This is a genomic window from Blastopirellula retiformator (assembly GCF_007859755.1).
GTDB lineage: Bacteria > Planctomycetota > Planctomycetia > Pirellulales > Pirellulaceae > Blastopirellula > Blastopirellula retiformator.
Genome location: NZ_SJPF01000003.1, coordinates 662505 through 688689, shown reverse-complemented (window position 1 = coordinate 688689; position 26185 = coordinate 662505). Strand labels below are relative to the sequence as shown.

The following is a 26185-nucleotide window of genomic DNA, read 5'->3' as shown; positions in this document are numbered from 1 at the left end:
CGGTCAAATAGAGAAACGCGGCGGTAATGGCGGTCGGTTCGGAAGAGAATTCCGGCAACACCGCCGTCGCTGCAAATCTTTACTGATTGGCAAATTGGGTAAACGCGACGTGCGGTCACCCCTGCTTGCTTGTCTTCATCTGGCGAATCGCCATTTCGCGGCGATTCGCACTTATTTTCTTGTGGCGAACTGAAAGCGGCCGGTCAGCCGTCCAGGTCTTCTTCACCACCACTGCCGCCACCCATCTCCGGCGACGGATCAAAGATCGTCGGCTCGGGCGAGGTCGGTCCCGGCTGTGGCGAGGGGGACGGCATTTCGGGGCCGCCGCCCAGCAGATTTTCGAGGGCCGACGGAGCGGCGCCGCCGCTGTTGCCTTCGTCCATCAGCAGCGGGAAGCTTTCTTCGCGGGTCTGTTCGCGACGGAAGTTCTGAGCCATTTCGGCCAACGCTTCCGGGTTGATGCGAACTTCGGCGTCCTGGAAGCTGCGGAAACCGGTACCAGCCGGGATCAAGTGACCCAGGATGACGTTTTCCTTCAGACCGACCAAGTGGTCGACCTTGCCCGCCAGAGCGGCTTCGGTCAGCACCTTCGTCGTTTCCTGGAAGCTCGCCGCCGAGATAAAGCTGGAGCTTTGAACGGCCGCCTTCGTGATCCCGAGCAACTGCGTCGACGCGGTCGCCGGTTTCGGCTTCGATCCCTTAGCAGGCTTGCCGCCAAGAGCTTCGATCTGGGCGTTCTCTTGCTCCAACGCGTCCTTCGGCACGATCATGCCTTCGCTGAACTGCTGGCTGTCGCCCGGGTCGCTCACCTTCAGGCACTTCGACAGATGATCGTTCGCCAGGCGGAACTCGATCTTGTCCATCACCAGCCCCGGCAGCAACGTGGTATCGCCCGGCTTATCGACCATCACCTTACGCAGCATGCGAGCGACGATGATTTCAATATGCTTGTCGTTGATTTCCACGCGCTGACTGCGGTACACGCCTTGGATCTCGTGAAGCAGGTACTGCTGCACCGCTTCTTCGCCCGAGATCCGCAGGATGTCGTGCGGAACCAGCGGCCCATCGATCAACGACTGACCGGCCCGGACGATGTCGCCCGAGTGAACCAGGAAGCGTTTACCGTGCGGAACCAAGTGCTCGCGTTCGACGCCAGCTTCGTTGCGGACGATGATCGTACGCTTGCCGCGTTTCTTTTCGCTGAGCAGTTCGACGGTACCGTCGATTTCGGCCATGACGGCCGGATCTTTCGGCTTGCGAGCCTCGAAAATTTCGGTGACTCGCGGCAGACCGCCGGTGATGTCCTTAATACCGCCCGATTCGCGGGGCGTATTGGCGATCACCGTACCGGCTTTGATCACGCGGCCTTCTTCAACTTCGATGTTCGCCTTTTCCGGCATGTAGTAAACGTCGAGCGGCTTGCCGTCTTCGTCTTCCACCACCAGTTGCGGATGGAGATCACCCTTGTGTTCGGTGATCGTGCGACGCGTCGTACCGCTGGTATCGCGTTCCAGACGCATCGTTTCGCCTTCGACGATGTCCTCGTACCGGACCTTGCCGCTCACTTCCGACAGAATCGGAATCGCATGCGGGTTCCAGGTGCAAAGGACGACGCCGGTGGCGACTTCCTGATCTTCTTCGACATCGAGGATGGCGCCGGTCGGAACCGGGTAGTTCTCGATCTCGCGCCCCTTGGCGTCAACGATCGCGATTTCGCCGTTGCGGGTCAGCACGACGTTCTTGCCTTCGTCGTTCTTCGCCAAACGCAAGCGGGTGAACCGGACGAAACCGCCGCGGTTGGTTCGCTTTTCGTGCTCTTCAGTGTCGGTAACAGCCACACCGCCGATGTGGAACGTACGCATCGTCAGCTGCGTACCCGGTTCACCAATCGACTGAGCGGCGATAATGCCGACCGCCATCCCTTCTTCGACCATCGAGCCCGACGACATGTCCATGCCGTAACAAGCTTTACAGGTACCGAGGAAGGCGTCGCAGGTCATCGGGCTGCGGACCTGAATTTTTTCGAGGCCGAGCTTTTCGATCCGGCGAGCGGTGTCGAGCGTGATCATTTCGTTTTCGCGAACGATCACTTCGTCGGTAATCGGATTGACGATGCTTTGGCGGCTGACGCGACCCTTGATCGCATCGGCCAAAGCGACTTCCACCTTTTCGCCGCGGTAGATGACCCCCTTGGTGATGCCTTGAGTCGTACCGCAGTCGTCCATCGTGATGACGACGTTCTGAGCGACGTCGGCCAACTTACGCGTCAGGTAACCGGAGTCGGCCGTCTTCAACGCCGTATCGGCCAGACCCTTACGGGCGCCGTGCGTCGAAGAGAAGTACTCGAGCACCGTCAAGCCTTCGCGGAAGTTCGACTTAATCGGGGTTTCGATGATTTCGCCGGACGGCTTGGCCATCAAACCACGCATACCGGAAAGCTGACGAATCTGTTCGGTACCACCACGAGCGCCGGAGTCGGCCATCAGGTACACCGGGTTGATGTAGCCATGACCGCCGCGGTCGTCATTCTTCATCACTTCCATCATCTCGGCGGTAATCTGTTCCCGAGCGTGAGTCCACGCGTCGAGCACCTGATTCTTCCGCTCTTTGTCGGTGATGATGCCGCGATCGTATTGCTTCTTAAACTTCAGCGCCTTCTTTTCGGCTTCGCCGATAATTTTCGGCTTCGTGTCCGGCGTCACCAGGTCGTCGGTGGCGAACGACAGACCGCTGCGGGTCGATTCGCGGAAACCGAGCTGGTTCATATCGTCGAGCAGTTCGATCGTCGCACGACGGCCCAGACGCTGGTAGCAGTCCGAAATGACCTTCGACAGTTCGCTCGATCCGAGCGAGTGGTTGTAGAAGTCCATGCCGTTGGGAAGCATCGAGTTGAACAGGATGCGGCCGAAGGTCGTTTCGACCAGGCTCCCCTGCTTCACGTCTTCCTCTTCCGACTTCAGCTTCTGACCTTCCGGCAGACGCACCTTGATCTTGGCGTGCAGATCGATGACGCCTTGACTGAAGGCGTAGTCGGCTTCGTCGGTCGACGTAAACGACATCCCTTCGCCCGGACGATTGGGGAGCGAAATCGTGATGAAGTTGCAACCCATAACCACGTCTTGCGACGGGCTCATGATCGGCTTGCCGTTGGATGGCGCGAAAATGTTGTTGGTCGACAACATCAGCGTGTGCGCTTCAACCTGAGCTTCGATCGACAGCGGCAAGTGCACCGCCATCTGGTCGCCGTCGAAGTCGGCGTTGAAGCCTTTGCAGACCAGCGGATGGAGGTGAATCGCGTTACCTTCGACCAGGGTCGGCTCGAACGCCTGGATACCCATGCGGTGGAGCGTCGGAGCGCGGTTGAGCATCACCGGGTGATTCTGGATCACCGATTCCAAGATGTCCCAGACTTCTTCGTCCTTCCGCTCGAGCATCTTCTTGGCGCTCTTGATCGTGTCGGCGTGACCGAGCACTTTCAGCTTGCGGATAATGAACGGTTGGTACAGCTCCAGGGCGATCTTCTTCGGCAGGCCGCATTGATGCAACTTCATCCGCGGACCAACCACGATCACACTACGAGCCGAGTAGTCGACGCGTTTGCCAAGCAGGTTTTCGCGGAAACGCCCCTGCTTACCCTTGATCATGTCGGTCAGCGACTTCAGCGGGCGATTGCTGCTGCCCAGCACCGGACGCTTACAACGGTTGTTGTCGAACAACGCGTCGACCGATTGCTGCAACATCCGCTTTTCGTTGCGAATGATGACTTCCGGCGCGTTCAGATCGACCAGCTTCCGCAGACGGTTGTTGCGGTTGATGATGCGGCGATAGAGGTCGTTCAAGTCGCTCGTGGCGAAGTTGCCCGAGTCGAGCAGAACGAGCGGACGCAGGTCGGGCGGAATGACCGGAATCACGTCCAGCACCATCCACTCCGGCTTGTTGTCGCTGTCGCGGATCGATTCGACGATCTTCAGGCGGTTGGTCAGGTCCTTCTTCTTTTGCTTCGACCCGGTCTCCTGCATCTCCTTGCGAAGATCGATCGACAGCTGAACCAGGTCGAGCGAACCCAGCAGCTTACGGACCGCCTCGGCGCCCATGTCCGCGTCGAACGAACCTTCGCCGTACTGCTCGCGAGCCTGACGGTATTCTTCTTCAGTCAGCGTCTGGAACTTGGCCAGCTCGGTCGTGCCCGGATCGATGACGACGTAGTCCTGGAAGTAGATCACCTTTTCCAGGCTCGAGGTCTTCATCGCCAACAGGTTACCCAGTCGGCTCGGCATCGCCTTGAAGAACCAGATATGGACGATCGGGGCGGCCAGTTCGATATGGCCCATCCGCTTGCGACGCACGCGACTGTGCGTGATTTTCACGCCGCAGCGATCGCAGATCATCCCTTTGTATTTCATACCGCGGTACTTGCCGCAAGAGCATTCCCAGTCCTTTTCCGGACCAAAGATGCGCTCGCAGAACAGGCCGTCCTTTTCGGGACGGTAGGTGCGGTAGTTGATCGTTTCCGGCTTCTTTACTTCGCCGAAAGACCAGCTGCGGATGTCGTGCGGCCGCGCCAGGCTGATCTTTACCGCGGTGTAGTCGTTAATCCGGTCATACGAGCCTTCGAGAATGCTCATGTGCCTGTGCTCCTTCATGTGATCGCCGCAAGCGGCGCTGAATAATTCAGGGGGGAGGCCGCTGCGGCATTTTGCAGCGGCCTACGACCGGACGTCATTACATGCGACGCTTTTCAAGCTGCATGTTCAAACCGAGACCACGAATTTCGTTGGTCAACACGTCGAAGCTGGCGGGCGTGCCGGCTTCCAGCGTGTTTTCTCCCTTGACCATCGCTTCGTAAATCTTCGTTCGCCCTTCGACGTCGTCGCTCTTGACGGTGAGCAGTTCCTGGAGGATGTACGCGGCGCCGTACGCTTCGAGCGCCCACACTTCCATTTCCCCGAAACGCTGACCGCCGAAGCGAGCCTTGCCGCCCAGCGGCTGCTGGGTAATGAGCGAGTAAGGACCCGTGCTGCGGGCATGCACCTTGTCGTCGACCAAGTGGTGCAGCTTCAACATGTAGATGTAGCCGACCGTGGTCTCTTGGTGCATCAGTTCCCCGGTGCGGCCGTCCTTCAGACGAATCTTGCCGTGCCGCGGAAGCCCCGCTTCTTCCAAACAGTTGTTGATGTCCTCTTCCGAGGCGCCGTCGAACACCGGCGTGATCGACTGGAAGCCGAGCTTGGCGCCCGCCCAACCCAAGTGCGTCTCGAGAATCTGACCGACGTTCATACGGCTAGGCACGCCCAGCGGATTGAGCATGATCTGGATCGGCGTACCATCGGGCAAAAACGGCATGTCTTCGACCGGCAGGATCTTCGCGATCACACCCTTGTTACCGTGGCGACCGGCCATTTTGTCGCCGACCGAAATGCAACGCTTGGTCGCGATGTAAACCTTGACCATCTGCAACACGCCGCTGCGAAGTTCGTCACCCCGCTTCATGCTGTTGAGCTGGCGATCGCGAACGTCCAGAGCCGCTTCGACCATCGGCCAGTTGGTGGCGTAGACTTCGCGAATCTGTTGGATCCGCTCATCGCTGCGCAGATGCTCGGTGATCTTCTTCAGGCGGAACTGCTGCGCTTGCTCGGCGACGAACTTCGGATCTTGATCCTGGGTCAGCGGCGTACCGTCGTCGTCCGTCAGGGTCTTGCCGAGGATCTTCTCGAACTCGGCGACCATGTCCGCGAACGCGGCCGAGATCTTCTCGTTCCCTTCGGTTTCGACATCCTTCAGACGCTTCTCGAAGGCCTTGCGTTCGTCGTCCGACAGGCTCATCCGGCGAGCGAACTTCTCGGTGTGGATCACGATCCCTTCGATACCCGAGGGAACTTCCAGCGAGTCGTTCTTGACGTCTTCACCAGCGCGACCGAAGATCGCGTGCAGCAGCTTTTCTTCCGGCGTAAGTTCGGTCTTCGACTTCGGCGAGACCTTACCAACCAGGATATCGCCCGGTTTGACGTACGTGCCGACCTGAACCACGCCCCCTTCGTCCAAGTTGCGAAGCATCTTTTCGCTGACGTTGGGAATATCGCGAGTGAAGTCTTCGCGGCCAAGTTTGGTTTCGCGAATCTCGACGTCGAACTCTTCGATGTGCAGCGACGTATAAACGTCCTGCTTCACCAGTTCTTCGCTGAGGATGATCGCGTCTTCGTAGTTGTAACCGTCGAACGACATGAAGCCGACCAGCACGTTACGACCCAAAGCCAACTGGCCGTTGTGGGTCGCGGCGCCGTCCGCAAGCACGGTACCAACCTCAACCTCTTGACCCATCTTGATGATCGGCGTCTGGTTCAAGCAGGTCCGTTCGTTGAGACCGACGAACTTACGCAACGTGTACTTGTCAGTCCGGCCCTCGGTCGTCTTGACGATGATCTGTTCGGCGTCGACGTACTCGATGACGCCAGCCCGCTTGGCCCGGATCATCATGCTCGAGTTGCGAGCGACTTCCGTTTCCAAACCGGTACCGACGATCGGCGGTTCGGCGATCAACAGCGGCACGGCTTGCCGCTGCATGTTGGAGCCCATGAGTGCGCGGTTCGCGTCGTCGTGTTCCAGGAACGGAATCAAGCTGGCCGAGACGCCGACCATCTGGCACGGCGCCACGTCGATGTACTGAACGGTCTTCGGATCGACCATTTCAAAGTCAGAGCGATAACGAGCGATGATCAAGTCGCCCAGCAGCGTTCCGGCGGCGTCAGTCGGCGTATCGGCCGGCGCAACGAAGGCGTCCGATTCCTCGTCGGCACGCAGCCAGACGATTTCCGATCCAATCTTGCCGTTCTCGATCTTGCGGTAGGGCGTAATCAGGAAGCCGTATTCGTCGACCGCCGAGTAAATCGCCAAGCTCGAGATCAGACCGATGTTCGTACCTTCCGGCGTTTCAATCGGGCAGATGCGGCCGTAGTGCGAGATGTGAACGTCGCGAACCTCGAAGCCGGCACGCTTACGATTCAAACCGCCCGGGCCGAGAGCCGACAGACGACGTTCGTGCGTCAGCATCGACAGCGGGTTGGTCTGGTCGACGACCTGCGACAGTTCGCCGCGGCCGAAGAAGTATTCGATCGCCGCCGAAATCGACTTCGGGTTGATCAGGTTGCGAGGCGTCATGTCCTCGGCGTCCTTCAGGCTCATCCGTTCCTGGACGGTACGGCGAAGCTTCAGGAAACCCTTGCGGAGTTCGTCGCACGCCAGCTCATCGATGGTCCGCAGACGGCGGTTACCGAGGTGGTCGATGTCGTCTTTGCGAGCCGTGCCGTCTCCTTCGAGAATCGACATCACGTACTTGATCGAGTTGATCAAGTCGCTCGGACGCAGGGTTTGCTCCCCTTCATTGACTTCGATCCCGAGCTTGCGGTTCATCCGGAAACGACCAACGCGGCCCAGACGGTACCGGTTGTCGTCGTAAAACTTTTCGTCGAACAGCGTTTTCGCCTTTTCCAGCTGCGGCGGGTTGCCCGGACGCAGACGTTGGTAGATGCGAAGCAACGCTTCTTCATGGCTCGAGGTGTTGTCTTCGGTCAGCGTGTTGAAGATGATCGGCGTCTTTGGAGCGTCCATCACTTCGATCGGGTCGGACAAGCCGACCGAGCAGATCAGCTCCGCGTTGTTGCGGCTGATCTTCTGGCCCGCTTCGACGATGATTTCGCCGCCGCGATCGCTGTCGATCGGGTAGACGATATCGTCGACGGCGATTTTGCCTTCGATCTTGGTGATGCTGCGACCATCCTTAACCTGCACGGTGGTCGTTTCATAAAAGGCGCGAATCAGCGAGGCGTCATCGCTTAGCGTCGGATCCATCGCTCGCAACAAGGTCGTCGCGGCGAACTTGCCGCTCTGGTCGATGCGGACCGTGAACGAATCCTTCTTGGTGATGTTGATCTCGATCCAGCTGCCCCGCTCCGGAATGATGCGGCAGCTCGGCAGGCGACGATCGGAAGTCGCCTCCGCTTCTTCGACGAAGTCGACGCCCGGGCTACGGTGCAACTGGCTCACCACGACGCGTTCGGCGCCGTTAATGATGAACTCGCCGCCACCCAACATGACCGGCATGTCGCCCAGATAGACTTCTTCTTCGATCGGCTCTTCCTTGTTCAGGCGAAGCCAGATGCGGAAGGGAAGACCATACGTCAAGCGAAGCTGCTTGCACTCTTGCGGCGTATAGCGCGGTTTTCCCAGCTCGTAACGAACGTAATCCAACTGGACCGTGCCGTCATAGCTTTGGATCGGGAAGATTTCGCGCAGCACGCTTTCGATGCCAATATCAGGATCTCTCGAATCGGAATCGGCTTCCTCTTGGAGAAATTTGATATAGCTGTGCGTTTGAATCGTCGTGAGATCGGGGGGCGACATATAAATCGACCCGCTACCAAAACGACGAACTTCCTTGGTTTCTAGACGTCGCTTGTACGATGTAGCCATAGGACGCTGCTACTCCTGGGCAAGTTCGGAGATCGAACGACTGCGCTGCTAGCACTGCGAGGCGCGAGAAAGAATTCTCGGCGCCAGACGTGCGAGCGAGCAAAGGGGGAGTGAAAGACGCACGCGTGGGCAAGAACTAGCCGATGGGCGGCAAAATACCCACACTGGGTAAGCCGCCCACGCGAGAACCGCTATTCCAATCCTGGAAGCGATCCCCTCCCTGCCATTCACTGCGCGCACCGCTCCCTGGGAACCGTCCATGCGCAGGAGAAAAGTAGAGAAACCGGTTAAATTCAAGACCACACCTCGCGACGTCGCCTCCTAGTATACGGTAGGCGACGTCGAAGTGAATACAGGGATTCCGTCAAATCAAAATCAGTGGTCGAAAAATCGACTACTTGATTTCGACTTCGGCGCCCGCATCGGTCAGCTCGGTCTTGACCTTTTCGGCATCTTCCTTCGAGACGCCTTCCTTGACCTTGCTCGGAACGCCTTCGGTCATTTCCTTGGCTTCCTTCAGGCCCAAGCCGGTGATGGCACGGATGGCCTTGATCACCGCAATCTTGTTGCCGCCGAAGCTGGTCATGATGACGTCGAACTCGGTCTGTACTTCGGCAGCTTCATCAGCCGGACCGGCCGGACCAGCCATGACAACGCCGCCGCCAGCGGCAGCTTCAATGCCGTGAGCGTCTTTCAGGTAGTTGCCCAGTTCGACCGCTTGCTTCAGGGTCAACGTGGCGATCTGATCGCCCAGGGACTTCAATTCTTCCGAGATTTCGATCGTGGCGGTTTCTTCGGACATCTTCGTGTCGATCCTTTCTCAACATGGGCCCAACCGGCGGTTGGGCGAAAAATCTATATTGTTTATTTCGTAACGGGTTTGGCGTAACAGCCGTGTGCGGACAGTTGGTCGACTCAGACGAGTTACTCGTCCCCTTCGCCCAGCTTTTTGACTTGACTGGCGAGCTTGGCGCCCGGGCCTTTGATCTGAGCGGCCAGGGTGCGTCCCGGACCCAGAATCTGACCCACCAGCAGGCTCAGCTGCTCGGCGCGGTTCGGCCACTTACTGACTTCGACCACCTTGTCGGCCGTCAAAGCCTCGCCGTCCATCACGCCACCCTTGGCCGTGAATTTCGGCATCTTCTTGTCTTCGTGCAGCTTGACGATCTCTTTCGCCAGGTCGACGATGTCTTCGCCGCCCCACACGACCGCCGCACTGCCTTCAATGTCGGTGAAGGCCGGACCGAGCGACGTGCCTTCGCAAGCACGACGGGCCAGGGTCTTCTTCACGACCAGCATGTTGATGTTTCGATCGCGAAAGGTGCGACGAACTTCGACGGTCTTGTTGGCGTCAAGCCCGGCGACGTCGACCACCAAGAGATCCGACACGCCGTCAAGACGATTGGAAATCTCTTTCGTCAACAACTCTTTTACGAATTTGCTCATGACTGTTCTGCTTTAAGTGAGGTCCACCACCCGGCGGACGACGGGAATGAACGGCTTACAGCGCGACGCGGACGCCAGGACTCATCGTCGCGGCAATCGCTACGCTCTTCACGTAAATGCCCTTCGCGGCGGCGGGCTTCATGCTAAGGATTTGATCCATGAACGCGCGGATGTTGTCGACCAGCTTCGCTTCGTCGAAGCTCATCTTGCCGACCACCGCGTGCACGATGCCGGTGGCGTCGTTGCGGAACTCGACTTTACCCGCCTTGTATTCTTTGACGACGCGAGCGACGTCCGGCGTGACCGTGCCGGCGCGCGGCGACGGCATCAAACCACGCGGACCAAGCACGCGACCAAGCGGACCGACCAGACCCATCATGTCCGGCGTCGCGATGCAGGCGTCGAAATCGAGCCAGCCATCTTTGATCTTCTTGGCCAGGTCTTCGGCGCCCACGGCGTCGGCGCCCGACTCTTCGGCCAGGCGAACATTGTCGCCCTTGGCGAAGACGACCACTCGCAGCTCTTTACCGATGCCGTGCGGCAACACAATGGCGCCGCGAACCAGCTGATCGGCTTGCTTGGGGTCGATGCCCAGACGCATGGCGCAGTCGACGGTTTGGTCGAACTTGGTGGTATTGAAGGTCTTCAACAGCTCAACCGCCTTGTCGAGCGGCATAACCTCTTCCGAGGTCTTTTCGGCAAGGGCGCGATAACGCTTCGAATGCTGTACCATCGTCGGACTCTTTGAATATCAGTACGGTGTGCTTGTGTATTGCCAATTGGGCGGGGGCGTTCTCGCCGCCGTCGCCGCTTATTCGGTGATTTCGATGCCCATGCTGCGAGCGGTACCGGCAATCATGCGGCGAGCATGTTCCAGGTCGCTGGCGTTCAGGTCATTCATCTTCTGCTTGCAGATCTCATTGACCTGGTCCATCGACACCTTGCCGACCTTGTCGACGTGGGGACGACCGGCGCCGCTGGCGATACCGGCAGCTTGCTTCAGCAACGCGGCGGCCGGCGGGCTCTTGCAAACGAACTCGAACGAGCGATCGTTGTAAACGCTGACGACGACCGGGATCGGCATCCCGTTGAATTCTTTGGTCTTGTCGTTGAACTGCGTCACGAATTGACCGAGGTTGACGCCGAACTTACCGAGCGACGTACCTACCGGAGGCGCCGGGGTGGCCTTGCCGCCGGGCACTTGAAATTTCGCTTGTCCAACCAGTTCCTTCGCCATGTCTCTTTTCCTCGGCGGCGAACGCAAGGCTCGCCGTGGATTACTGAATTACTTGGGTGTTCGGTGGGTCGAAAACGACAGTCCGACTGGGTCGCCAAGGGAGCGACGCGAGAGGCTGTAGGAATCGACAGGCCGACGACTCTCGATGGCTTACACCGGCTCCATTTGCCAGTGCTCCATCTCAACCGGAGTCGTCCGACCGAAGATGTTGATCATGACCGTCACACGGCCGTTCGTCTCGTCGATTCCTTCGACATCTCCTTCGAAGTTCTCGAAGGTTCCTTCAGTGATGCGAATATGATCGCCAAGCTTGAAGCGAATGTTGGTCTTGACCGGCTCTTCGCCTGCGTCTTCGCTTTCCGCCTTCTTCGTGATTCGCTCCACTTCATGCGCCAGCATGGGAGTCGGGCGGCCTGCGGCACCCGTAAAGTCGCCGATTCCGCCGGTCTCACGCACCAGGAACCAGGTGTCATCGTTGATCGCCATGTGGACGACGATGTAGCCTGGGTACAGCTTGCGCTTCGTGATTTTCTTTTTGCCGTTTTTGAATTCGACGATGTCCTCGGTGGGGACCATGACCTGATCAAAATACGGCTCGAGGCCCGCCATCTTCACGCGTCGCCAAAGGTTCGCACAGATCGACTTTTCGCGATTGCTCTGCACCTTCAGGATGTACCAGTCCATCTCACCGACTTCGGCAGAGTCTTCTTCCTCTTCCTCAATCAGTTCAAGCGGACCGCGATTGCGCTCTTTCTTTTTCCGAGCCGGCTTCGCCTCTTCGGCGACCGATTCTTCCGCGGCTTCTTCGCTCACCGCTTCTTCGGCGGCAGCAACTTCGTCCGCAGACGCCTCTTCCGAAGCGGTTTCTTCCGAAACAGCTTCTTCCGAAACCTCAGACTGCGATTCTTCCGGCTGCGGCGCGTCGGACGACTCAGCCGCTTCCGGCGCAGCGCCTTCGGCGGTTACGTCCTCAGCGGGCAGTTCGTTTTCGTTTTTCGACTCGTTTTCCACAGCTCGATCCCTTGGCCGGACGCCTTACTAGCTAAACGCGTAACGCAAAAACGCGATCCAGTGCTTCAGCACGTACTGCCAAAACACGTCGTACGCAAACAGTACGGCCGCCAGGGCGAACACAAACAGGATCACCACGGCGCTGGCCCGAATTAACTCAGCCCGCGTAGGCCAAGTCACTTTGTTCATTTCCGCTTCCACAGCAATCAAAAAGTCGGCGAAAACCGGCCAGTTGATCACTCGGTAAGCGATCCAAAACCCTGCGATCACCACCAAGGCAGGCAGGCCGACTTGCAGCCAACGCTCTTGCCCCTGGTTCCGCAACACGTCGAATAGTTGCCACCCCGCTACACCGACCAACGCCCAAATGGCGAGCATCGTCGCCTGACGAGCGGTCCGACCTTGCGAACGCTTGTAGCGTCCGGTCTGAGCCAACTCCTGGACGAAGTTTCCGGCGGAAGCGGCGGCCTTATCTTTTGCCATCGCTGCGTGACTCTCTTCCTAAAACGTCGCTGGCGGCGCCAAAGACGATGACTTGGTATTGACGGAACGTCGAATCGATCCGAGCCGAAACGACTGAAGATCAACCGACGAAGCAGGGGCGGAGGGAATCGAACTCTCAACCTCTGGTTTTGGAGACCAGCGCTCTGCCAATTGAGCTACGCCCCTAAAACTGCGGACGCCCGACCCATGTTTTCGGGCCGGGCGCCGCAAAATTTACTCTGTCTCGCTTAGGCGAGAATCTTCGTAACGACGCCCGAACCAACGGTGCGGCCGCCTTCGCGAATCGCGAAGCGAACGCCGTCGTCCATCGCGATCGGCTTGTGCAGCTCGACCTCAATGCGAACGTTGTCGCCCGGCATGCACATTTCGGCGCCGATCAGGTTGGCGGTACCAGTCACGTCGGTCGTACGGAAGTAGAACTGCGGGCGATAACCAGAGAAGAACGGGGTGTGACGACCGCCTTCTTCCTTCGACAAGCAGTAGATTTCCGCTTCAAACTTGGTGTGCGGGGTAATCGAACCCGGCTTGGCGAGCACCTGGCCGCGCGAAATGTCTTCACGCTTGACGCCGCGGAGCAAGCAGCCGACGTTGTCGCCCGCATAACCCTCTTGCAGGATCTTGTTGAACATTTCGATACCGGTGACCGTGGTCTTGGTCGGGGTATCGTTCAGGCCGATGATCGAAACTTCTTCACCAACCTTGACGACGCCGCGTTCGATACGACCGGTGGCGACGGTACCGCGACCTTCGATCGAGAAGACGTCTTCGATCGCCATCAGGAACGGCTTGTCAGCTTCGCGAGCCGGTTCCGGAATGTACGAGTCCAGGGCGTCCATCAGTTCCGAGATGCACTTGCTGGCATCCGGATCGGCCGGGCTGTTGTAAGCCGGCAGCGAAGCGCCGCGAATCACCGGACAATCGTCGCCGGGGAATTCGTACTTACTGAGCAGTTCGCGAACTTCCAGCTCGACGAGATCCAGCAGCTCTTCGTCGTCGACCAGGTCGCACTTGTTCAGGAAGACCACGATGTACGGCACGCCAACCTGACGAGCCAGCAGAACGTGCTCCTTCGTCTGCGGCATCGGACCGTCAGCAGCCGACACGACCAGAATCGCACCGTCCATCTGGGCGGCGCCGGTGATCATGTTCTTCACAAAGTCAGCGTGGCCCGGGCAGTCGATGTGAGCGTAGTGACGAGTGTCGGTTTCGTACTCGACGTGGGCGACCGCAATGGTCACGGTCTTCGTCGCGTCACGAACGGTACCGCCCTTGGCGATATCGGAGTACGCCTTGTTCTTCGCCAAACCCTTGGCCGCCTGGACGGCGAGGATGGCGCCGGTCGTGGTCGTTTTGCCATGGTCAATGTGGCCGATAGTGCCGACGTTGACGTGCGGCTTAGTTCTTTCAAATACGTCCTTGGCCATGTTCTTAGTCTTTCGTAATCCCCACTGAATCAGTGCAAACTTGGAGCAAGCGGAAATAAACAACTAGCGAAGAGCTGCTGATGGGACTTGAACCCATGACCTCTTCCTTACCAAGGAAGTGCTCTACCACTGAGCTACAGCAGCGACATACGCGGTGTGCGCATGTCCGCCACAGATATTCCGAACCGGACGACGGGTCCAATTCAGACTGCGGCTTGGCGCCGCCCAAGCGGGTGAAGGGAATCGAACCCTCGTCTTCAGCTTGGAAGGCTGTTGCTCTACCATTGAGCTACACCCGCGAATCGTCTCTTGCGACTATCGCCGCCGCAGTACGGCGCCGATCTTCGCCATTCTCACCTTTTTTGGTGTGGTTCCGCCAGCGGGCATAAGCCCCTTGGCGTCATTTTTTTACAAGTGGGGGGTACAGGATTCGAACCTGTGAAGGCATAGCCAACAGATTTACAGTCTGTCCCCTTTGACCGCTCGGGAAACCCCCCGCACTTATTCACTGCACCCCGCGTCCTTTTCGCCGCAAGTCTCACCTTACTGCGATCGCCCGCCCGAAGGCTGGCGCGGGTTCGCATGAGCACGAAAAGCCGCTTCGCGGAAGCTAGCGGTGGGAGTCGAACCCACAACCTGCTGATTACAAATCAGCTGCTCTGCCAATTGAGCTACGCCAGCCCGTTAGTCGGGCTATAATCGAAAACAGACTAATATAGCGAGTTGACCTGCCCCCGCAAGTCGCCTTCAGCCACTGGCCAGCAAAAAAACGAGAGGAAGTTTTCAACGACCCCAGAAAGCTTCCCTGACTTGCCAATAACAGGGGCTTTTCGCCCGTTTTAGCCCCACTTTCTACCAGACGAAATCTCGCCGTTAGAGGTTCATCCCCTCGCCCCGATTCGCAAATTTGGGTCAACGTTTGGCGCCAGCATGCCTGGTTCTTCGTTCAAGGGGCACTTGGCCGCGGGGGCCGCTTCGACTTTCCGCCAATCATGGCCGCCTACAACATTGGCAGCCGTGACGAAAGTCCATGAATATCTCGCGACATCACCGAAAAACACAGGCCACGACAGCGATAGATCTTATAAAAAACCAGGAAACGACGCTGCAAACAACTGGTTGCGGCGACTAGCAGTCCGTTGATTTTCTCGGCAGACTGCGTGATCGCACGGATGCGCTCGCAAAATAACGACTTACGTCGTTATTTTGCGAGCCGCGAAGAGCTATGCTCTGAGCCTGGCGACGTTGCCATCACCGCCTCCAAGGGCGAAATGCCGCTGGAAGCCGCCATGATTGATCTATCGTGCCGAGAAAACGGCGAGTCGTATTGCGGCAAGCTCGACGCCAGCGGCACAGTTCACCTTAGCGACGTGGCGACTGGCCAATACGCGGTGACCTTGCTACCGCCGGAAGGACCTCCGCCGCTGCCTGGCGTTCCGCTGGAAAAGCAGGAGCAACTTCCCTGGAAATTGCCGCGTAAAGTCCGTCGTCCAGAGACGACGCCGCTAACCGCGGAAGTCACCGAAGGGAGCAACGAGTTCACCTTTGACGTCAGTCAGGAGGACGTTGCGAGCCAGAAAAAATAGGCGTTTCCGCGATCGCAGGCGCAAAAAAAGAGCCCGAGACGATTATCTCGGGCTCTTTCAATTTTTTCACTTCGCCAACAGCGCGCCAGCGTTAGTTCACTTCCGGCAAATCGAGCTTCGCCTCTTGCGCGGCGACGCGCAACTTGTTGAGCGCTCGGGCTTCGATCTGGCGAATCCGCTCTTTGGTGACGCCCAGTTCGGCGCCCACTTCTTTGAGCGTTTGCGGCTCGTGATCGTGGTCCAGACCGTAGCGGCGGATGATGATTTTCTGCTCGCGTTCATCGAGCCGATTCAAGATCCCCTGGATCTGAACTTCACGTTGCTGCTGCAACGATTCTTGCTCGTACTGGTCGCTGCGATTATCGACCCGACCTTGGAACAGTTCGTCCAAACTGGTGCGAAATCGATCGCGATGTTTGAACTCGACCGGAATCGTACGAGCGAAGTTCTTCATGATCGCCCAGCTGCAGTACGTGCTGAACTTGTTACCGCGCGAATAGTCGAACTTTTCGACCGCTCGAATGAGCGACATGTTGCCGTCACTGACCAGTTCAAAAAACTCTTCGGCGGCGCCGAGGTGACGCTTGGCGATCGACACGACCAGACGCAGGTTCGACTGCACGATCTGGTTCTTCACTTCGACCGCGGCGTCGTACAGGCGTTCAATCTCGTCCATGACGCTCGCCTTAGCCTTGCTGGCTTCGACTTCGTCACGCAACTTGGCCGCTTTGAACTTCAGATAGTTAAACTTACGGAACAGGTGATATTCCTGCTCACGCGTCAACAGCGGAGCTTCGTACAGCGACGCTAGGTACGACGGCAAACCAGACGGCGGACGGGTCCGGCGAGTCGCCGTTTCCGCCACCGGCAGCGGGCCCAAGATCTCTTCTTCCATGCTCGCATCTTCAAACACTTCGTTGTAGATGCAGTCGAGCGGAAGCTCTTCGATGTGGGTCGCGCGAACTTCGTTCACCACGCGGTAAACGCTGTTCTTGGTTCGGTGATACCGCTCGGCCAAACGATCAACCGACGTGCCGTCGCGATAGGCCTGGAAGATTCCTTCCTTGGCGTCGTCGCTCAGCGGACCGGTCGAACGCGGGAAGACCGCGGTCTCCGAGTTCTTCTCGTCGTAGTTTTTCAGCGTGTAACGAATCGTCTCGACGCTGCGGCCCATGCGGGTCGCAATTCGCCGGGCAACTTCCGAAGGACCGCCGCCGGCGCGAGCCAGACGTCGGGCACGTTCGATGATTTCGTCCTTCTCCTCCTCCGTCAGCTGACTGAACTGACGGCCCCGTTCGATTCGGTCGGAGTTATTCCGCACAAACCGTTCGACGCTGCTTTTCAGAAAACCGACCCGCTTGCGTCCTTCAAACAGGAAGCGACGACTGACCAGCCCTTGAGCCCGCCAACGAGAAATCGTCTTGGTCGAAACGTTGAACTTGTGGCTCAATTCTTCGACGGTCAAGACCTCTTCGCCGGCCAGTTCCACCGGAATGTCGGCCGAATCGGACAGGTCTTCGACGAACAGCCGCAGGTCATGCTGCGTTTCGGCGCCTTCGACCGTTCCTTGCGGATTGTCATCCGGACGGAAGTCGGTAATGCGGAAAAAGAGATATTCGTACGGATAGGTCTTCTTCGGGTCGATTTCGCCCAGCAGGCGTTCGGCCCGATTGGCCTGATCCACTTTTTTATCGCGCGGCGCGAATCGGACCTGTTGGTCGCGAAAACGTCGCAAGCTTTCAGATTTGTAGTTCGTATTCACGTTGTCCCTCACTAGGTGAGCTGCCAACAGCGACAATCCCTGCGAATTACTCGCACGCGTTGGACTTTGGGGTGCAGCGTCCTTCCAGGACGCACGTCACTCAAGCACTGGGACTGAAAACCTGCGAAGCAGGGGCCTCTTTTCTGTCAAAATGCTCGTCGCCGCTAAAAAGACCAGGAATTCACGTCGTTTTTATTTGTGAACCCTGAGACTATTTACCAGCAAATTGTTCATTGGTTTATACGCAATCAAGTGGGAAAAGGTTGCGAAAATGTTCGCGTTTTTTTTCAAGTTCGCGGTTGGGATATGAGAATCCCCGGAAAAGCGGCGAGGAGATAGGAACCGTTAAACGATCGCCTGAATTAACTTTACGTCAAAAATCGGCTTCAGGATCGTGCGGTATATCACAGGCCGGTTTTCGTCAACTATTGGAGCAACCCCAACATCCGATCCAATCTGCTGGACTTGGGGGCCCGATTTTGACGATCCTACGGAAGAATCACTACTTTCTCTTAGCGCGTTCCCTGGGATTTCGTTACATGAACTTCGATGCACGAGCCGCACTATTCGTTTCGCTTTCCTTTTTCGCGCCGGGAATTTCCGTAGCGGCGGAGCAAAGCGTCGAATTGAAGGTCGGTCCTGCCGCCCAAAACCGTGTGTGCAAAGTGGTTATGGAGGTTGAGGGGACCGTTCGCGTAAATCCCGACGGAACCAAACTTCGCGAATTTCCGATGGCGCTGACCGGCACTCTTCAATATGACGAGCGTCTCTTGGGTTCGGATTCGCCGCTTGCGGCTGTCCGCAAGTACGACGAAGCCTGGGCGGACATGAAGCTCAACGGCCAGGATGAGCGGACGACGCTCCCTGCTTCCAAGACGCTGGTCGCCGCCGAGCTCGAAGGGGGCCGCCAAGAGTTGTACCTACCCGAGGGGCACTTCACCCGCGGCGAACTCGACCTGATCAACGTTCAGTGCAGCAGCTTGCTGACCGGGATCTTCCTGCCGAAAGGCAAAGTGAAGGTGGGGGAAAGCTGGACGTTTGAAAACGACCGCCTGGCCGAGCTCTTCCTGCTCGACGCCGTGTCGCAGAACGACATGAAGGCGAAATTGGTCCAGATTACCGAGACCCAGGCCAAGATGGAGCTAACCGGCACGATCGCCGGCGCCATTGGCGGGGTCGCCACCGACCTGTCAGTCAAAGCCAAGATCAACTTCAACCTGCAGTCGCAGACGATCGAGTGGGTCGCCGCCGCGATCGACGAAAACCGCGCCATCGCGCACAACGCTCCCGGCTTCAAAGTCAAAGCGGTCATTCGCATGCTATCGCAGCCGGTCGAAACGCCGGTTAGCGCTCTCTCGGACGCTCAATTGGCCAAGGTCGATCTAACCCCGAACGAAGGGAAGCTGCTGCTCGACTACGAGTCGAAAGAGGCTGGATTCGGACTGCTGCTCGAGCGCGACTGGACCATGATGAGCGAAACCGCCAAGCAGTCGGTTTTCCGTCTGGTGAAGCAGGGAGATCTGATCGCCCAGTGCAACGTCACCCGCATCAGCAACTTGAAGCCGGGCGAACAGATGACGCTGGAAGCGTTCCAGCAAGAAGTGCAGAAGTCGCTGGGTAAGAACTTCGGCGAGTTCGCCGACGCCTCGGAGAAGGTGACTTCGCACGGGCTGCGTCAGCTGCGCGTCACTGCTAACGGCGTCGCCGAAGGGATGCCGATCGAGTGGATCTACTACCTGTTCTCCGACGACTCGGGACGCCGTTATTCGATCGTCTTTACGCTCGAAACGAAACTGGCCGAGAAGTTCGCCGAAGGCGACCGCAACTTCGCCGCCGGCTTTGACATGTTGGCGCTGCCGGAACCGAAAACGACCGCCGCGTCGGAGGATTCCCAGGACGCAGCGACGGTCCGTTCGGCCAAGTCGCCCGAAACGAGCGTGCTGAAGAAGTAACGCCGCTAGGCGGAACTCTTCGGCAACTTCCGAGGAAACGGCGAAGGTTGGAGTGGCGGGAGAGGCTGCCCCGTCTCCTCTTCCCAACCATTCCGTTCTTCCTCGCTCGCATAGTAGCGAAGCCAAACATCCGGATCATCGTCCGGGGGTGCGCAATTGAACGACAGCGAGTGGGACGGCAAGTCGACCATCTTTTCGTACGACGTCAAAATGTCGCGTTTGACGATGCAGTACAACTGCCGATCGCTCAGGTGATCGGTGAAATCGAGATAGATGCCCTTCGACGCTAGCATCTGAATCGCGTCCCACAGCCGAGTATGAATCTCTTCGTCGGACAGCGACTCTGGATTGGGAAGCTCAATGGGCGGGGAAAACCACTCGCCCAGCGGCAAAATCGGAGCACGTTCCCAGGCCAGGATCGCGGTCAGAAATTCGTTCTCTATTTTTAACGGAACGCGTCCGTTATCCAGGCACGCGATTGACTCGTCGAAGTACGGCTCCAACTCGTCGCGCAGTTGCGCGTTGAGTAAGAGTTGATCAACTTCGTCAGGATGCGGGCGGCGAATTCTCACGTTGGAAAGGCCTTCTACAAATAGCCAGGCAAACTTCACTAAATGCGCTTCGTGTTGCACGTTCTCCATGACTTTAACAACAACGAATTTCGCTTCAAGATTTCGTGGCGGGTTGTCGGGGCAGATTTCGGGCAGTTCTGAAAACCAATCACGCGCGATCGGTATAATCCCGATAGCTTTCCCGTTACAACCGTTTTAACCCGGCGAGATTTGGCGTTTGATCAAAAGATTTCTGCGAGAATAACTGGACTTGCCGGAGCTAGCGGTCGAGGCCGACCCGATACGCATGGCGGCGTTCCGATTGGACGAAAATTCTTTCCCCCCCGTCCTTTGACTGCGGACCGTCATCACGCGGCCCGGCTCGCCCCCCCGCTATCGCAACATAGGGGGCTCGCGGCCGGGCTCGGATTGCGTAGCCCCGGCAAACCGCAGATCCTGGGTTGGCGATTGCTAGCCTCACGTCATACGATAGATAAGAGAGAGTTCACTGATCTCGCTCCCCAGGCAACCAGCGTTGTGCCCTACGTTCAGCCCACTCAACTAATCCGGCAGTTGCATCTCGCCCCGAATCAACTGGTGATGGCGGTCACCGGCGGCGGTAGCGAGGCGATCAGCAGTTTGCTGCAAGTGCCGGGCGCGTCGCAAACCTTGCTCGAGGCGATCGTCCCCTACTCCGGCGTCGCCCTGGCCGATTTGCTGAAGCGTCCGCCGGAACAATACTGCAGCGAAGCGACCGCCCGCGCGATGGCGGTCAGCGCGTTCTTGCGCGCTCGCAAGCTGTGGCACAAATCGGTCGCCGCCGGCGACGCCAGTGGCGAGCAACCCCCTTTGATGGGCATCGGCTGTACGGCGAGCATGAAGTCGCACCTGGCGAAAAAGGGGCCACATCGCGTCCATCTCGCAATTCAAACGCCCGAAGCGACCACGGTCGCCAACCTGGTGCTGACCAAGGAAGCCCGTACGCGAGACGAAGAAGAGAAGCTGACGGCCGAGTTGATCTTGGATCGGGTCGCCACCGCAGCCGGTTTGACCGAGACGATCCGCATCGGCCTGATGCCGGGCGAACAAGTCGACGAGACGGTCTATCGTGCCCAGCCAAGCTGGCGCGAGTTGCTGCAGGGCGACATTCGCGCCTGCATCGGTTCGGGCGAACCGGCGTCGCCGGCCGATCACTCGGGCGCCATCATGTCTGGGGCCTTTAATCCGCTGCATGAAGGGCACCTGGAAATGGCGGCCGTCGGCGAGCAGATCTTGGGACGTCGGGTCGACTATGAGATCTCGATCGAGAACGTCGAAAAGGCGCCGCTCGACTTCGGCGAGATGGCCGAACGCGTTGAACAGTATGAGCCGCCGCAGCGCTGTTGGTTGACGCGGGCTCCGACCTTTGTGGAAAAGGCGCGGATCTTTCCGGAAGCGACGTTTGTGGTGGGGGCCGACACGATCGTACGGATCGCGGACACCCGGTACTATCACGATTCCGAGAAAAAACGGGACGCCGCGATCCGAGAATTTAGCGAACAAAACTGTCGATTCCTGGTTTTTCCCCGGCAGGTGAAGGGGGAGTTTTTGACGCTGGATGAGATCGAACTTCCCACTCCTTTGCGCAGACTTTGCGATGGTGTCAGTCCCGATCTCTTCCGTGCCGATATTTCGTCCACCGAGATTCGTCGCCGGCTCAGCGAGTTCGGTTAATCCCAGTTCCGCCCTGAATTTTGACGATTGTGACACGGCGGGCGCTTGCCTATAGTAACTTTGTCCTTCTGGTTCCCTGGGCCGGTTGCGGACGACCGTATTGCAATCGCTTTTCTGGACGATCCCCCCCCGTGACGACTCCTCCCTTCTTCTTTGGCGTTGATGTTGGCGGCACCAACATCAAGCTCGGCCTGGTTGATGACGAAGGCCGCACGCTGGCCTACAAGAAGATCCCGACCGACGAACAACATGGTCCCGCCAATGCAATGCAACGGGTTGGGATCGAGTTGCATTCGATGCTCGCGGACGTCGGGCTGACGATGGGGGAAGTCGCTTCGATTGGGCTAGCGACGCCGGGCACGCTTGACTCGGCCAATGGCATTTTGCTCGCGGCGCACAATCTGCCGCACTGGTACAAGTTTCCGATCCGCCAGGCCCTGGAAGAAGAAACCGGTACGACCGTCGTCTTGGCCAATGACGCCAACGCCGCCGCGTTTGGCGAATACTGGCTCGGATCGGCCCGCGAGTTCAACACGATGGTCTTGTTGACGCTCGGCACCGGCGTTGGCGGCGGCATCATCGTCGACGGCACGCTGATCGAAGGGGACCATGGCTTCGGTTCCGAATGCGGCCATATCATCATCGACTACGACGAAGACGCTCGCGCAATTCCGACCGGTCAACGTGGTCACCTCGAAGCGTACGCCAGCGGCACGGCGATCGTTCAGCGGACGAAAGAAGCGATCGACGCCGGCGAGAAAAGCTCGATCACCGCGCGGCTGAACAATGGCGAAAAGCTGACGCCGCTGCTGGTCGCCGAAGAAGCGGAACGGGGGGACGAACTGTCGCTGTTCATCGTGATGGAAACGGCCCGCTATCTTGGCATCGGCGTCGTTTCGCTGATGCACACGATTGATCCTGGCGCCGTGGTGCTGGGCGGCGCGGTCAACTTCGGCGGCGTCGACTCGCCGCTAGGAACGATGTTTATCGAGCGCGTTCGCGAAGAAGTGAAGCGCCGCGCATTTCCGGTCCCCGCCAAGAAGACCGCGATTCGCTTCACCTCGCTCGGCGCTGACGCCGGCTATTTGGGCGCTGGCGGACTGGCGCGACAAGCTTATCTTCGCGACCATCAAACGCCGGTTACTTCTTAGCGGGCGCGACGCCTACTCTTCTAAGAAACGGAAGTGATAGAAACCGACCGCGTTGGTCTTCGGTTCCGGGATCGCTTCGCTGACGCCTTGGGCGATCGCGTTGCGCACCGACTCTAGTTCCGGTTCGTTCAGTTGGCTGCGGGTGAATTCCCGAATCCGCAAGATGATGCCGTTACGCAGGCGATGTTGTTTGTCGGCGAACTCCGCCTCGAACGCTTCGAGTTCATACTTCGGCATGATCACGTAGGCGTGAAAATCCAGCATGATCGTGCTGTTGGTTTTGTCCTGCGGAATCGTAATGTCGAACGAACCGAGATCAAACTCGGCCGGGTCGGTCGGCTTCGGCAGGTTTTCGACATCGCGGAACTGGATCGGCACCTCGCCGCAGCCAGTTGCTGCGAGAAGCCAACAGATCGTCGCGATCAAGATTGCGTGTCGAGTCATCGCTTTGCCCATTCCACCGTAAAACGCGCGGTACGTTACTAATGTAGGACGTCATTTGCGCGAGGCTTGGAAGATGAAACCGGCAAAATCGTTACAACCTGTCGTTTGCGGCAAATACAATTTCCCATCGCTCAATTGCGATCCATATTTCCAAGTCGACCTGCGCGACGTCTCTTCTCTCTTCTCTTATTTGCAAGACATCATGCTTGGCTTTTCCTTGCACAAACTGTTGTGGCTGATCGGCTGCTTGGCGGCCTTGGCTTCCGCCTTCGGCTGCGACTCGGATAGTTCCGGCGACGCCACCTTCGAACCCTGGATCGAAGAGAAGGTGAGCTGGGTAGAAATTGAGTTAGGCGATTTTTCGATCACCGTTCTGGCGGCCGATGATCCGACGCGGATGCCCGACCTGGACGAATACCAAGACAGCGTGGCGATTCACTTCAACCTGCACTGTCTGGTCGAACCGGACGACGAAGAAAAAGTGACGGAGTCACTGGAGACCAAGAAGGGGCGGCTATCGGACGAAGTGATCCGAACTTGCCGCAACGCTAACTTGATTGACCTGGCCGATCCCGAACTGCGACTGGTTCGCGCTCAACTGCGCGACTTTTCCGACGAATTGATTGGGCCTAGCCTGATTAAGAGGTTCGTATTTACCAATGTTGCGCTCGAACGTTATTAATCGCTTGCTGCTCGCCGCCTGCCTGATGACGGCGCTGGCGTCGGGGTGCGCCTCGGAAGAGCCGCTTGAGGTGGCGGAAGCGGAACAAGAGGAACTGCCGCCGATTGAAATGGAAATCGGCGACTTCCGCTTTCGCATGTCCGATCCTACCGCCGGTACGACCACCAAGTTCAACTTCACGCTGTATGGTCTGGTCGCGGCCGATCAGGCGGAGGACGCCAAACAGGCCCTCGCCAGTCGCGAGCAACGCCTCCGCGATCGCGTCTTGCGAACCGCCCGCGAAACGAGCGCCGTCGAGTTGGAAGACCCCGATCTCGACATGTTTCGCAAACGGATGTTGCTGGATGTGAATCGCGAGCTGGGCGAAAAGTACTTCCAAGAGCTCTATCTCGACCGCTATTGGGTCAAAACGCGGTAGTCAAGCCGCAGTCGGCGTCCGATTCGTGACGCCCATCACTCGCCGCGCGGCGCGAGTTTGCTAAGATGACAGGGATGACCGACCGCTCCCCCCCTGAACAGAACCCGTTTGAAACGACCGATTCGTACGAGTCGGCTACCGCTGCTGCGCCGGTTGTAACCGCATCGCCGTCGCCCACCAGTACGCCATCGCGGCCCGTCCGTCCGCGGCGCGTCGTCCTGCCGATCCTGCTGTTCGTCGCAACCTGCCTATCGACGTTCTTCGTCGGTTGGACGCGCTGGCAGCCGACGATGTTGCTGGGGGGAATGGTCGACGCCGATTTCGATCCGCTTTTGTCCGATCCGCTGGTCGAAGGGATTCGCATGGTGCTGCGAAGCGTCAGCGTCAGCGACGGATTGATCTATATGGCCTGCCTGCTGGCGATCTTGTTCGCCCACGAGATGGGTCACTTTCTAATGACGGTTCGCTACCGGATTCACGCCAGCTATCCCTACTTCATCCCGATTCCGATTTCTCCCATCGGCACGATGGGGGCGGTGATCGGCATGGATGGCCTGAAAGCGAATCGCAAGCAGCTGTTCGACATTGGCCTGGCTGGCCCTTTGGCCGGCTTGTTGGTCGCCATGCCGGTGCTGTACGTCGGCATCCACCAACTTGACCTGACCAAGACGGCGCCGTCGCCTTACTCGCTCGACATTCCGCTTGGACTGGCTTGGGCGATGGCTTGGTTCCAGGTGCCTGGCTATTCGTTGGGAGATCCGGTCGCCCAAGCGCAACTCAATCCCTACTTCATGGCAGGTTGGGTCGGATTGCTGGTTACCGGCTTGAACATGCTACCGATCAGTCAGCTCGACGGCGGTCATGTCTCTTATACGCTATTTGGCAAATGGTCGACTTACCTGGCGTGGGGCGTGATCATTGCGGCGGTGACCGCGATGGCGTTGGGCGCCGGTTGGACCTGGATATTGATGTTGATCCTGGTCCTGTTGATCGGCCCAGCGCATCCGCCGACCGCCGATGATACGGTCGCGATCGGTCCGCTTCGCTGGACGATGGGCTTTCTGTCGCTGTCGATTCCGATCCTCTGTTTCCCGCCGCAGGCGATCATCACGTAACGCCCCGTTTTCCTCCGGCCAGTAGTTACGCATGAATTACTTTGCCCACGGCCGACTCTTTCTTGATCGTCCCTACTTTCTGGCCGGCACCGCCGTGCCGGATTGGTTGAACGTCGTCGATCGCAAAATGCGGGCTCGCTCGAAGGGAGCATTGCCGCTGTGCGAAGCGGAGCCCCCCGAAACGGCCGAAGTGGCCCGCGGCATCGTTCAGCACCACAAGGACGACGACTGGTTCCATCGAACCAAGGCGTTTGGCGAATTATCTTGGCGGTTTACCGTCTGGATCCGGGATCAAGTTGGCGCCGATGACGGGCTTCGTCCCAGCTTTTTGGGGCACATCCTGGTCGAGCTGCTCTTGGACGCCGAGCTGACTCAGCGCAACCCCGTCCTCCTTTCCGCCTACTACGACGCCCTGGCGAAAGTCGAGCCGACGAAGGTTGAAACGGCCGTTAATGCGATCGCCACCCGGACCAGCGACCGGCTGGCCTGGTTCATTGAGCGGTTTCTGGAAGTCCGGTTCCTGGAAGACTATGCGGACGATGAAAAGCTGACTCTCCGCTTGAATCAGGTCCTCCAGCGCGTCAAACTACCGGCACTGCCTGGCAGCTTCGCTCCGCTGATTCCCACGATGCGAGCCGAGGTGGCGCAGCGCTATGACGACCTGCTTTCCCCCGAAGCTGACGCTTCGTAATCGATATGCCCCGTTGACTAGCCAAAGACTTG

Annotated in this window: 20 protein-coding genes and 5 tRNA genes; 8 read left to right on the top strand and 17 right to left on the bottom strand. The window is 58.4% G+C overall.

Annotation, left to right across the window (positions count from 1 at the left end; all coding sequences use genetic code 11):
• Positions 1 to 203: 203 nt before the first annotated feature.
• The 14 genes from rpoC to Enr8_RS14495 all read right to left on the bottom strand — a co-directional run bounded on the left by rpoC (position 204) and on the right by Enr8_RS14495 (position 14769).
• A complete protein-coding gene (rpoC, locus tag Enr8_RS14560) occupies positions 204 to 4625 on the bottom strand; it encodes a DNA-directed RNA polymerase subunit beta' (RefSeq protein ID WP_146432742.1) in 4422 nt (1473 codons plus the stop codon).
• 97 nt (positions 4626 to 4722) lie between these two features.
• Positions 4723 to 8466 (bottom strand): DNA-directed RNA polymerase subunit beta, encoded by a 3744-nt coding sequence (gene rpoB / locus Enr8_RS14555; protein ID WP_146432740.1) that lies wholly within the window; start codon positions 8464 to 8466, stop codon positions 4723 to 4725.
• Between the two features lie 394 nt (positions 8467 to 8860).
• Complete coding sequence (gene rplL / locus Enr8_RS14550; RefSeq protein ID WP_146432738.1) at positions 8861 to 9268, bottom strand: 50S ribosomal protein L7/L12; 408 nt, start codon at positions 9266 to 9268, stop codon at positions 8861 to 8863.
• A 122-nt stretch (positions 9269 to 9390) separates the two neighbouring features.
• Complete coding sequence (gene rplJ / locus Enr8_RS14545) at positions 9391 to 9912, bottom strand: 50S ribosomal protein L10 (protein ID WP_146432736.1); 522 nt, start codon at positions 9910 to 9912, stop codon at positions 9391 to 9393.
• Between the two features lie 55 nt (positions 9913 to 9967).
• A complete protein-coding gene (rplA, locus tag Enr8_RS14540; protein WP_146432733.1) occupies positions 9968 to 10645 on the bottom strand; it encodes a 50S ribosomal protein L1 in 678 nt (225 codons plus the stop codon).
• A 78-nt stretch (positions 10646 to 10723) separates the two neighbouring features.
• Complete coding sequence (gene rplK, locus Enr8_RS14535) at positions 10724 to 11149, bottom strand: 50S ribosomal protein L11 (protein WP_146432730.1); 426 nt, start codon at positions 11147 to 11149, stop codon at positions 10724 to 10726.
• A gap of 150 nt (positions 11150 to 11299) precedes the next feature.
• Positions 11300 to 12160 carry a transcription termination/antitermination protein NusG gene (gene nusG, locus Enr8_RS25830; RefSeq protein ID WP_246120085.1) on the bottom strand — a complete coding sequence of 287 codons (861 nt, stop codon included), beginning with the start codon at positions 12158 to 12160 and terminating at the stop codon, positions 11300 to 11302.
• Between the two features lie 27 nt (positions 12161 to 12187).
• Positions 12188 to 12643 (bottom strand): preprotein translocase subunit SecE, encoded by a 456-nt coding sequence (secE, locus tag Enr8_RS14525; RefSeq protein ID WP_146432728.1) that lies wholly within the window; start codon positions 12641 to 12643, stop codon positions 12188 to 12190.
• 113 nt (positions 12644 to 12756) lie between these two features.
• Positions 12757 to 12829, bottom strand: a tRNA-Trp gene (locus tag Enr8_RS14520).
• 62 nt (positions 12830 to 12891) lie between these two features.
• A complete protein-coding gene (tuf, locus tag Enr8_RS14515; RefSeq protein ID WP_146432725.1) occupies positions 12892 to 14088 on the bottom strand; it encodes an elongation factor Tu in 1197 nt (398 codons plus the stop codon).
• A 72-nt stretch (positions 14089 to 14160) separates the two neighbouring features.
• Positions 14161 to 14232 (bottom strand) — tRNA-Thr (locus Enr8_RS14510).
• Between the two features lie 84 nt (positions 14233 to 14316).
• Positions 14317 to 14387 (bottom strand) — tRNA-Gly (locus Enr8_RS14505).
• Between the two features lie 116 nt (positions 14388 to 14503).
• Positions 14504 to 14585, bottom strand: a tRNA-Tyr gene (locus Enr8_RS14500).
• A 111-nt stretch (positions 14586 to 14696) separates the two neighbouring features.
• Positions 14697 to 14769 (bottom strand) — tRNA-Thr (locus Enr8_RS14495).
• A 491-nt stretch (positions 14770 to 15260) separates the two neighbouring features.
• On the opposite strand from Enr8_RS14495, the gene Enr8_RS14490 reads away from it, so the two are divergent.
• Positions 15261 to 15674, top strand: a complete 414-nt coding sequence (locus Enr8_RS14490; protein ID WP_186767663.1) for a hypothetical protein — start codon at positions 15261 to 15263, stop codon at positions 15672 to 15674.
• A 91-nt stretch (positions 15675 to 15765) separates the two neighbouring features.
• On the opposite strand, the gene Enr8_RS14485 is transcribed toward Enr8_RS14490, so the two are convergent.
• Positions 15766 to 17436 (bottom strand): sigma-70 family RNA polymerase sigma factor, encoded by a 1671-nt coding sequence (locus tag Enr8_RS14485; RefSeq protein ID WP_146432721.1) that lies wholly within the window; start codon positions 17434 to 17436, stop codon positions 15766 to 15768.
• Positions 17437 to 17975: 539 nt separating this feature from the next.
• On the opposite strand from Enr8_RS14485, the gene Enr8_RS14480 reads away from it, so the two are divergent.
• Entirely contained in the window at positions 17976 to 19388 is a 1413-nt protein-coding gene (locus tag Enr8_RS14480; protein WP_146432719.1) for a hypothetical protein, read from the top strand.
• 5 nt (positions 19389 to 19393) lie between these two features.
• Here the strand turns inward: Enr8_RS14480 and Enr8_RS14475 are convergent, their stop codons facing one another.
• Entirely contained in the window at positions 19394 to 19960 is a 567-nt protein-coding gene (locus Enr8_RS14475) for a hypothetical protein (protein ID WP_146432718.1), read from the bottom strand.
• Positions 19961 to 20476: 516 nt separating this feature from the next.
• Here Enr8_RS14475 and Enr8_RS14470 point away from each other — a divergent pair.
• Both Enr8_RS14470 and Enr8_RS14465 read left to right on the top strand, forming a co-directional pair.
• Positions 20477 to 21652, top strand: coding sequence for a hypothetical protein (locus Enr8_RS14470; protein ID WP_146432716.1), 1176 nt, complete (start codon positions 20477 to 20479; stop codon positions 21650 to 21652).
• Positions 21653 to 21783: 131 nt separating this feature from the next.
• Complete coding sequence (locus tag Enr8_RS14465) at positions 21784 to 22803, top strand: ROK family protein (RefSeq protein ID WP_146432714.1); 1020 nt, start codon at positions 21784 to 21786, stop codon at positions 22801 to 22803.
• A 12-nt stretch (positions 22804 to 22815) separates the two neighbouring features.
• Here Enr8_RS14465 and Enr8_RS14460 read toward each other — a convergent pair whose 3' ends face one another.
• On the bottom strand, positions 22816 to 23247 hold the full coding sequence (locus tag Enr8_RS14460) for a hypothetical protein (RefSeq protein WP_146432712.1): 432 nt from the start codon (positions 23245 to 23247) through the stop codon (positions 22816 to 22818).
• 73 nt (positions 23248 to 23320) lie between these two features.
• Here Enr8_RS14460 and Enr8_RS14455 point away from each other — a divergent pair, with 73 nt between their 5' ends.
• The 4 genes from Enr8_RS14455 to Enr8_RS14440 all read left to right on the top strand — a co-directional run bounded on the left by Enr8_RS14455 (position 23321) and on the right by Enr8_RS14440 (position 26153).
• Complete coding sequence (locus Enr8_RS14455) at positions 23321 to 23929, top strand: hypothetical protein (RefSeq protein ID WP_146432710.1); 609 nt, start codon at positions 23321 to 23323, stop codon at positions 23927 to 23929.
• Positions 23907 to 24347, top strand: a complete 441-nt coding sequence (locus Enr8_RS14450) for a hypothetical protein (RefSeq protein ID WP_146432708.1) — start codon at positions 23907 to 23909, stop codon at positions 24345 to 24347. Before Enr8_RS14455 ends, Enr8_RS14450 begins: the two co-directional genes overlap by 23 nt.
• Positions 24348 to 24421: 74 nt before the next feature.
• Positions 24422 to 25462 (top strand): site-2 protease family protein, encoded by a 1041-nt coding sequence (locus tag Enr8_RS14445; RefSeq protein ID WP_146432706.1) that lies wholly within the window; start codon positions 24422 to 24424, stop codon positions 25460 to 25462.
• A 31-nt stretch (positions 25463 to 25493) separates the two neighbouring features.
• Positions 25494 to 26153, top strand: a complete 660-nt coding sequence (locus Enr8_RS14440) for a hypothetical protein (RefSeq protein ID WP_146432704.1) — start codon at positions 25494 to 25496, stop codon at positions 26151 to 26153.
• The last annotated feature ends 32 nt before the right edge of the window (positions 26154 to 26185 follow it).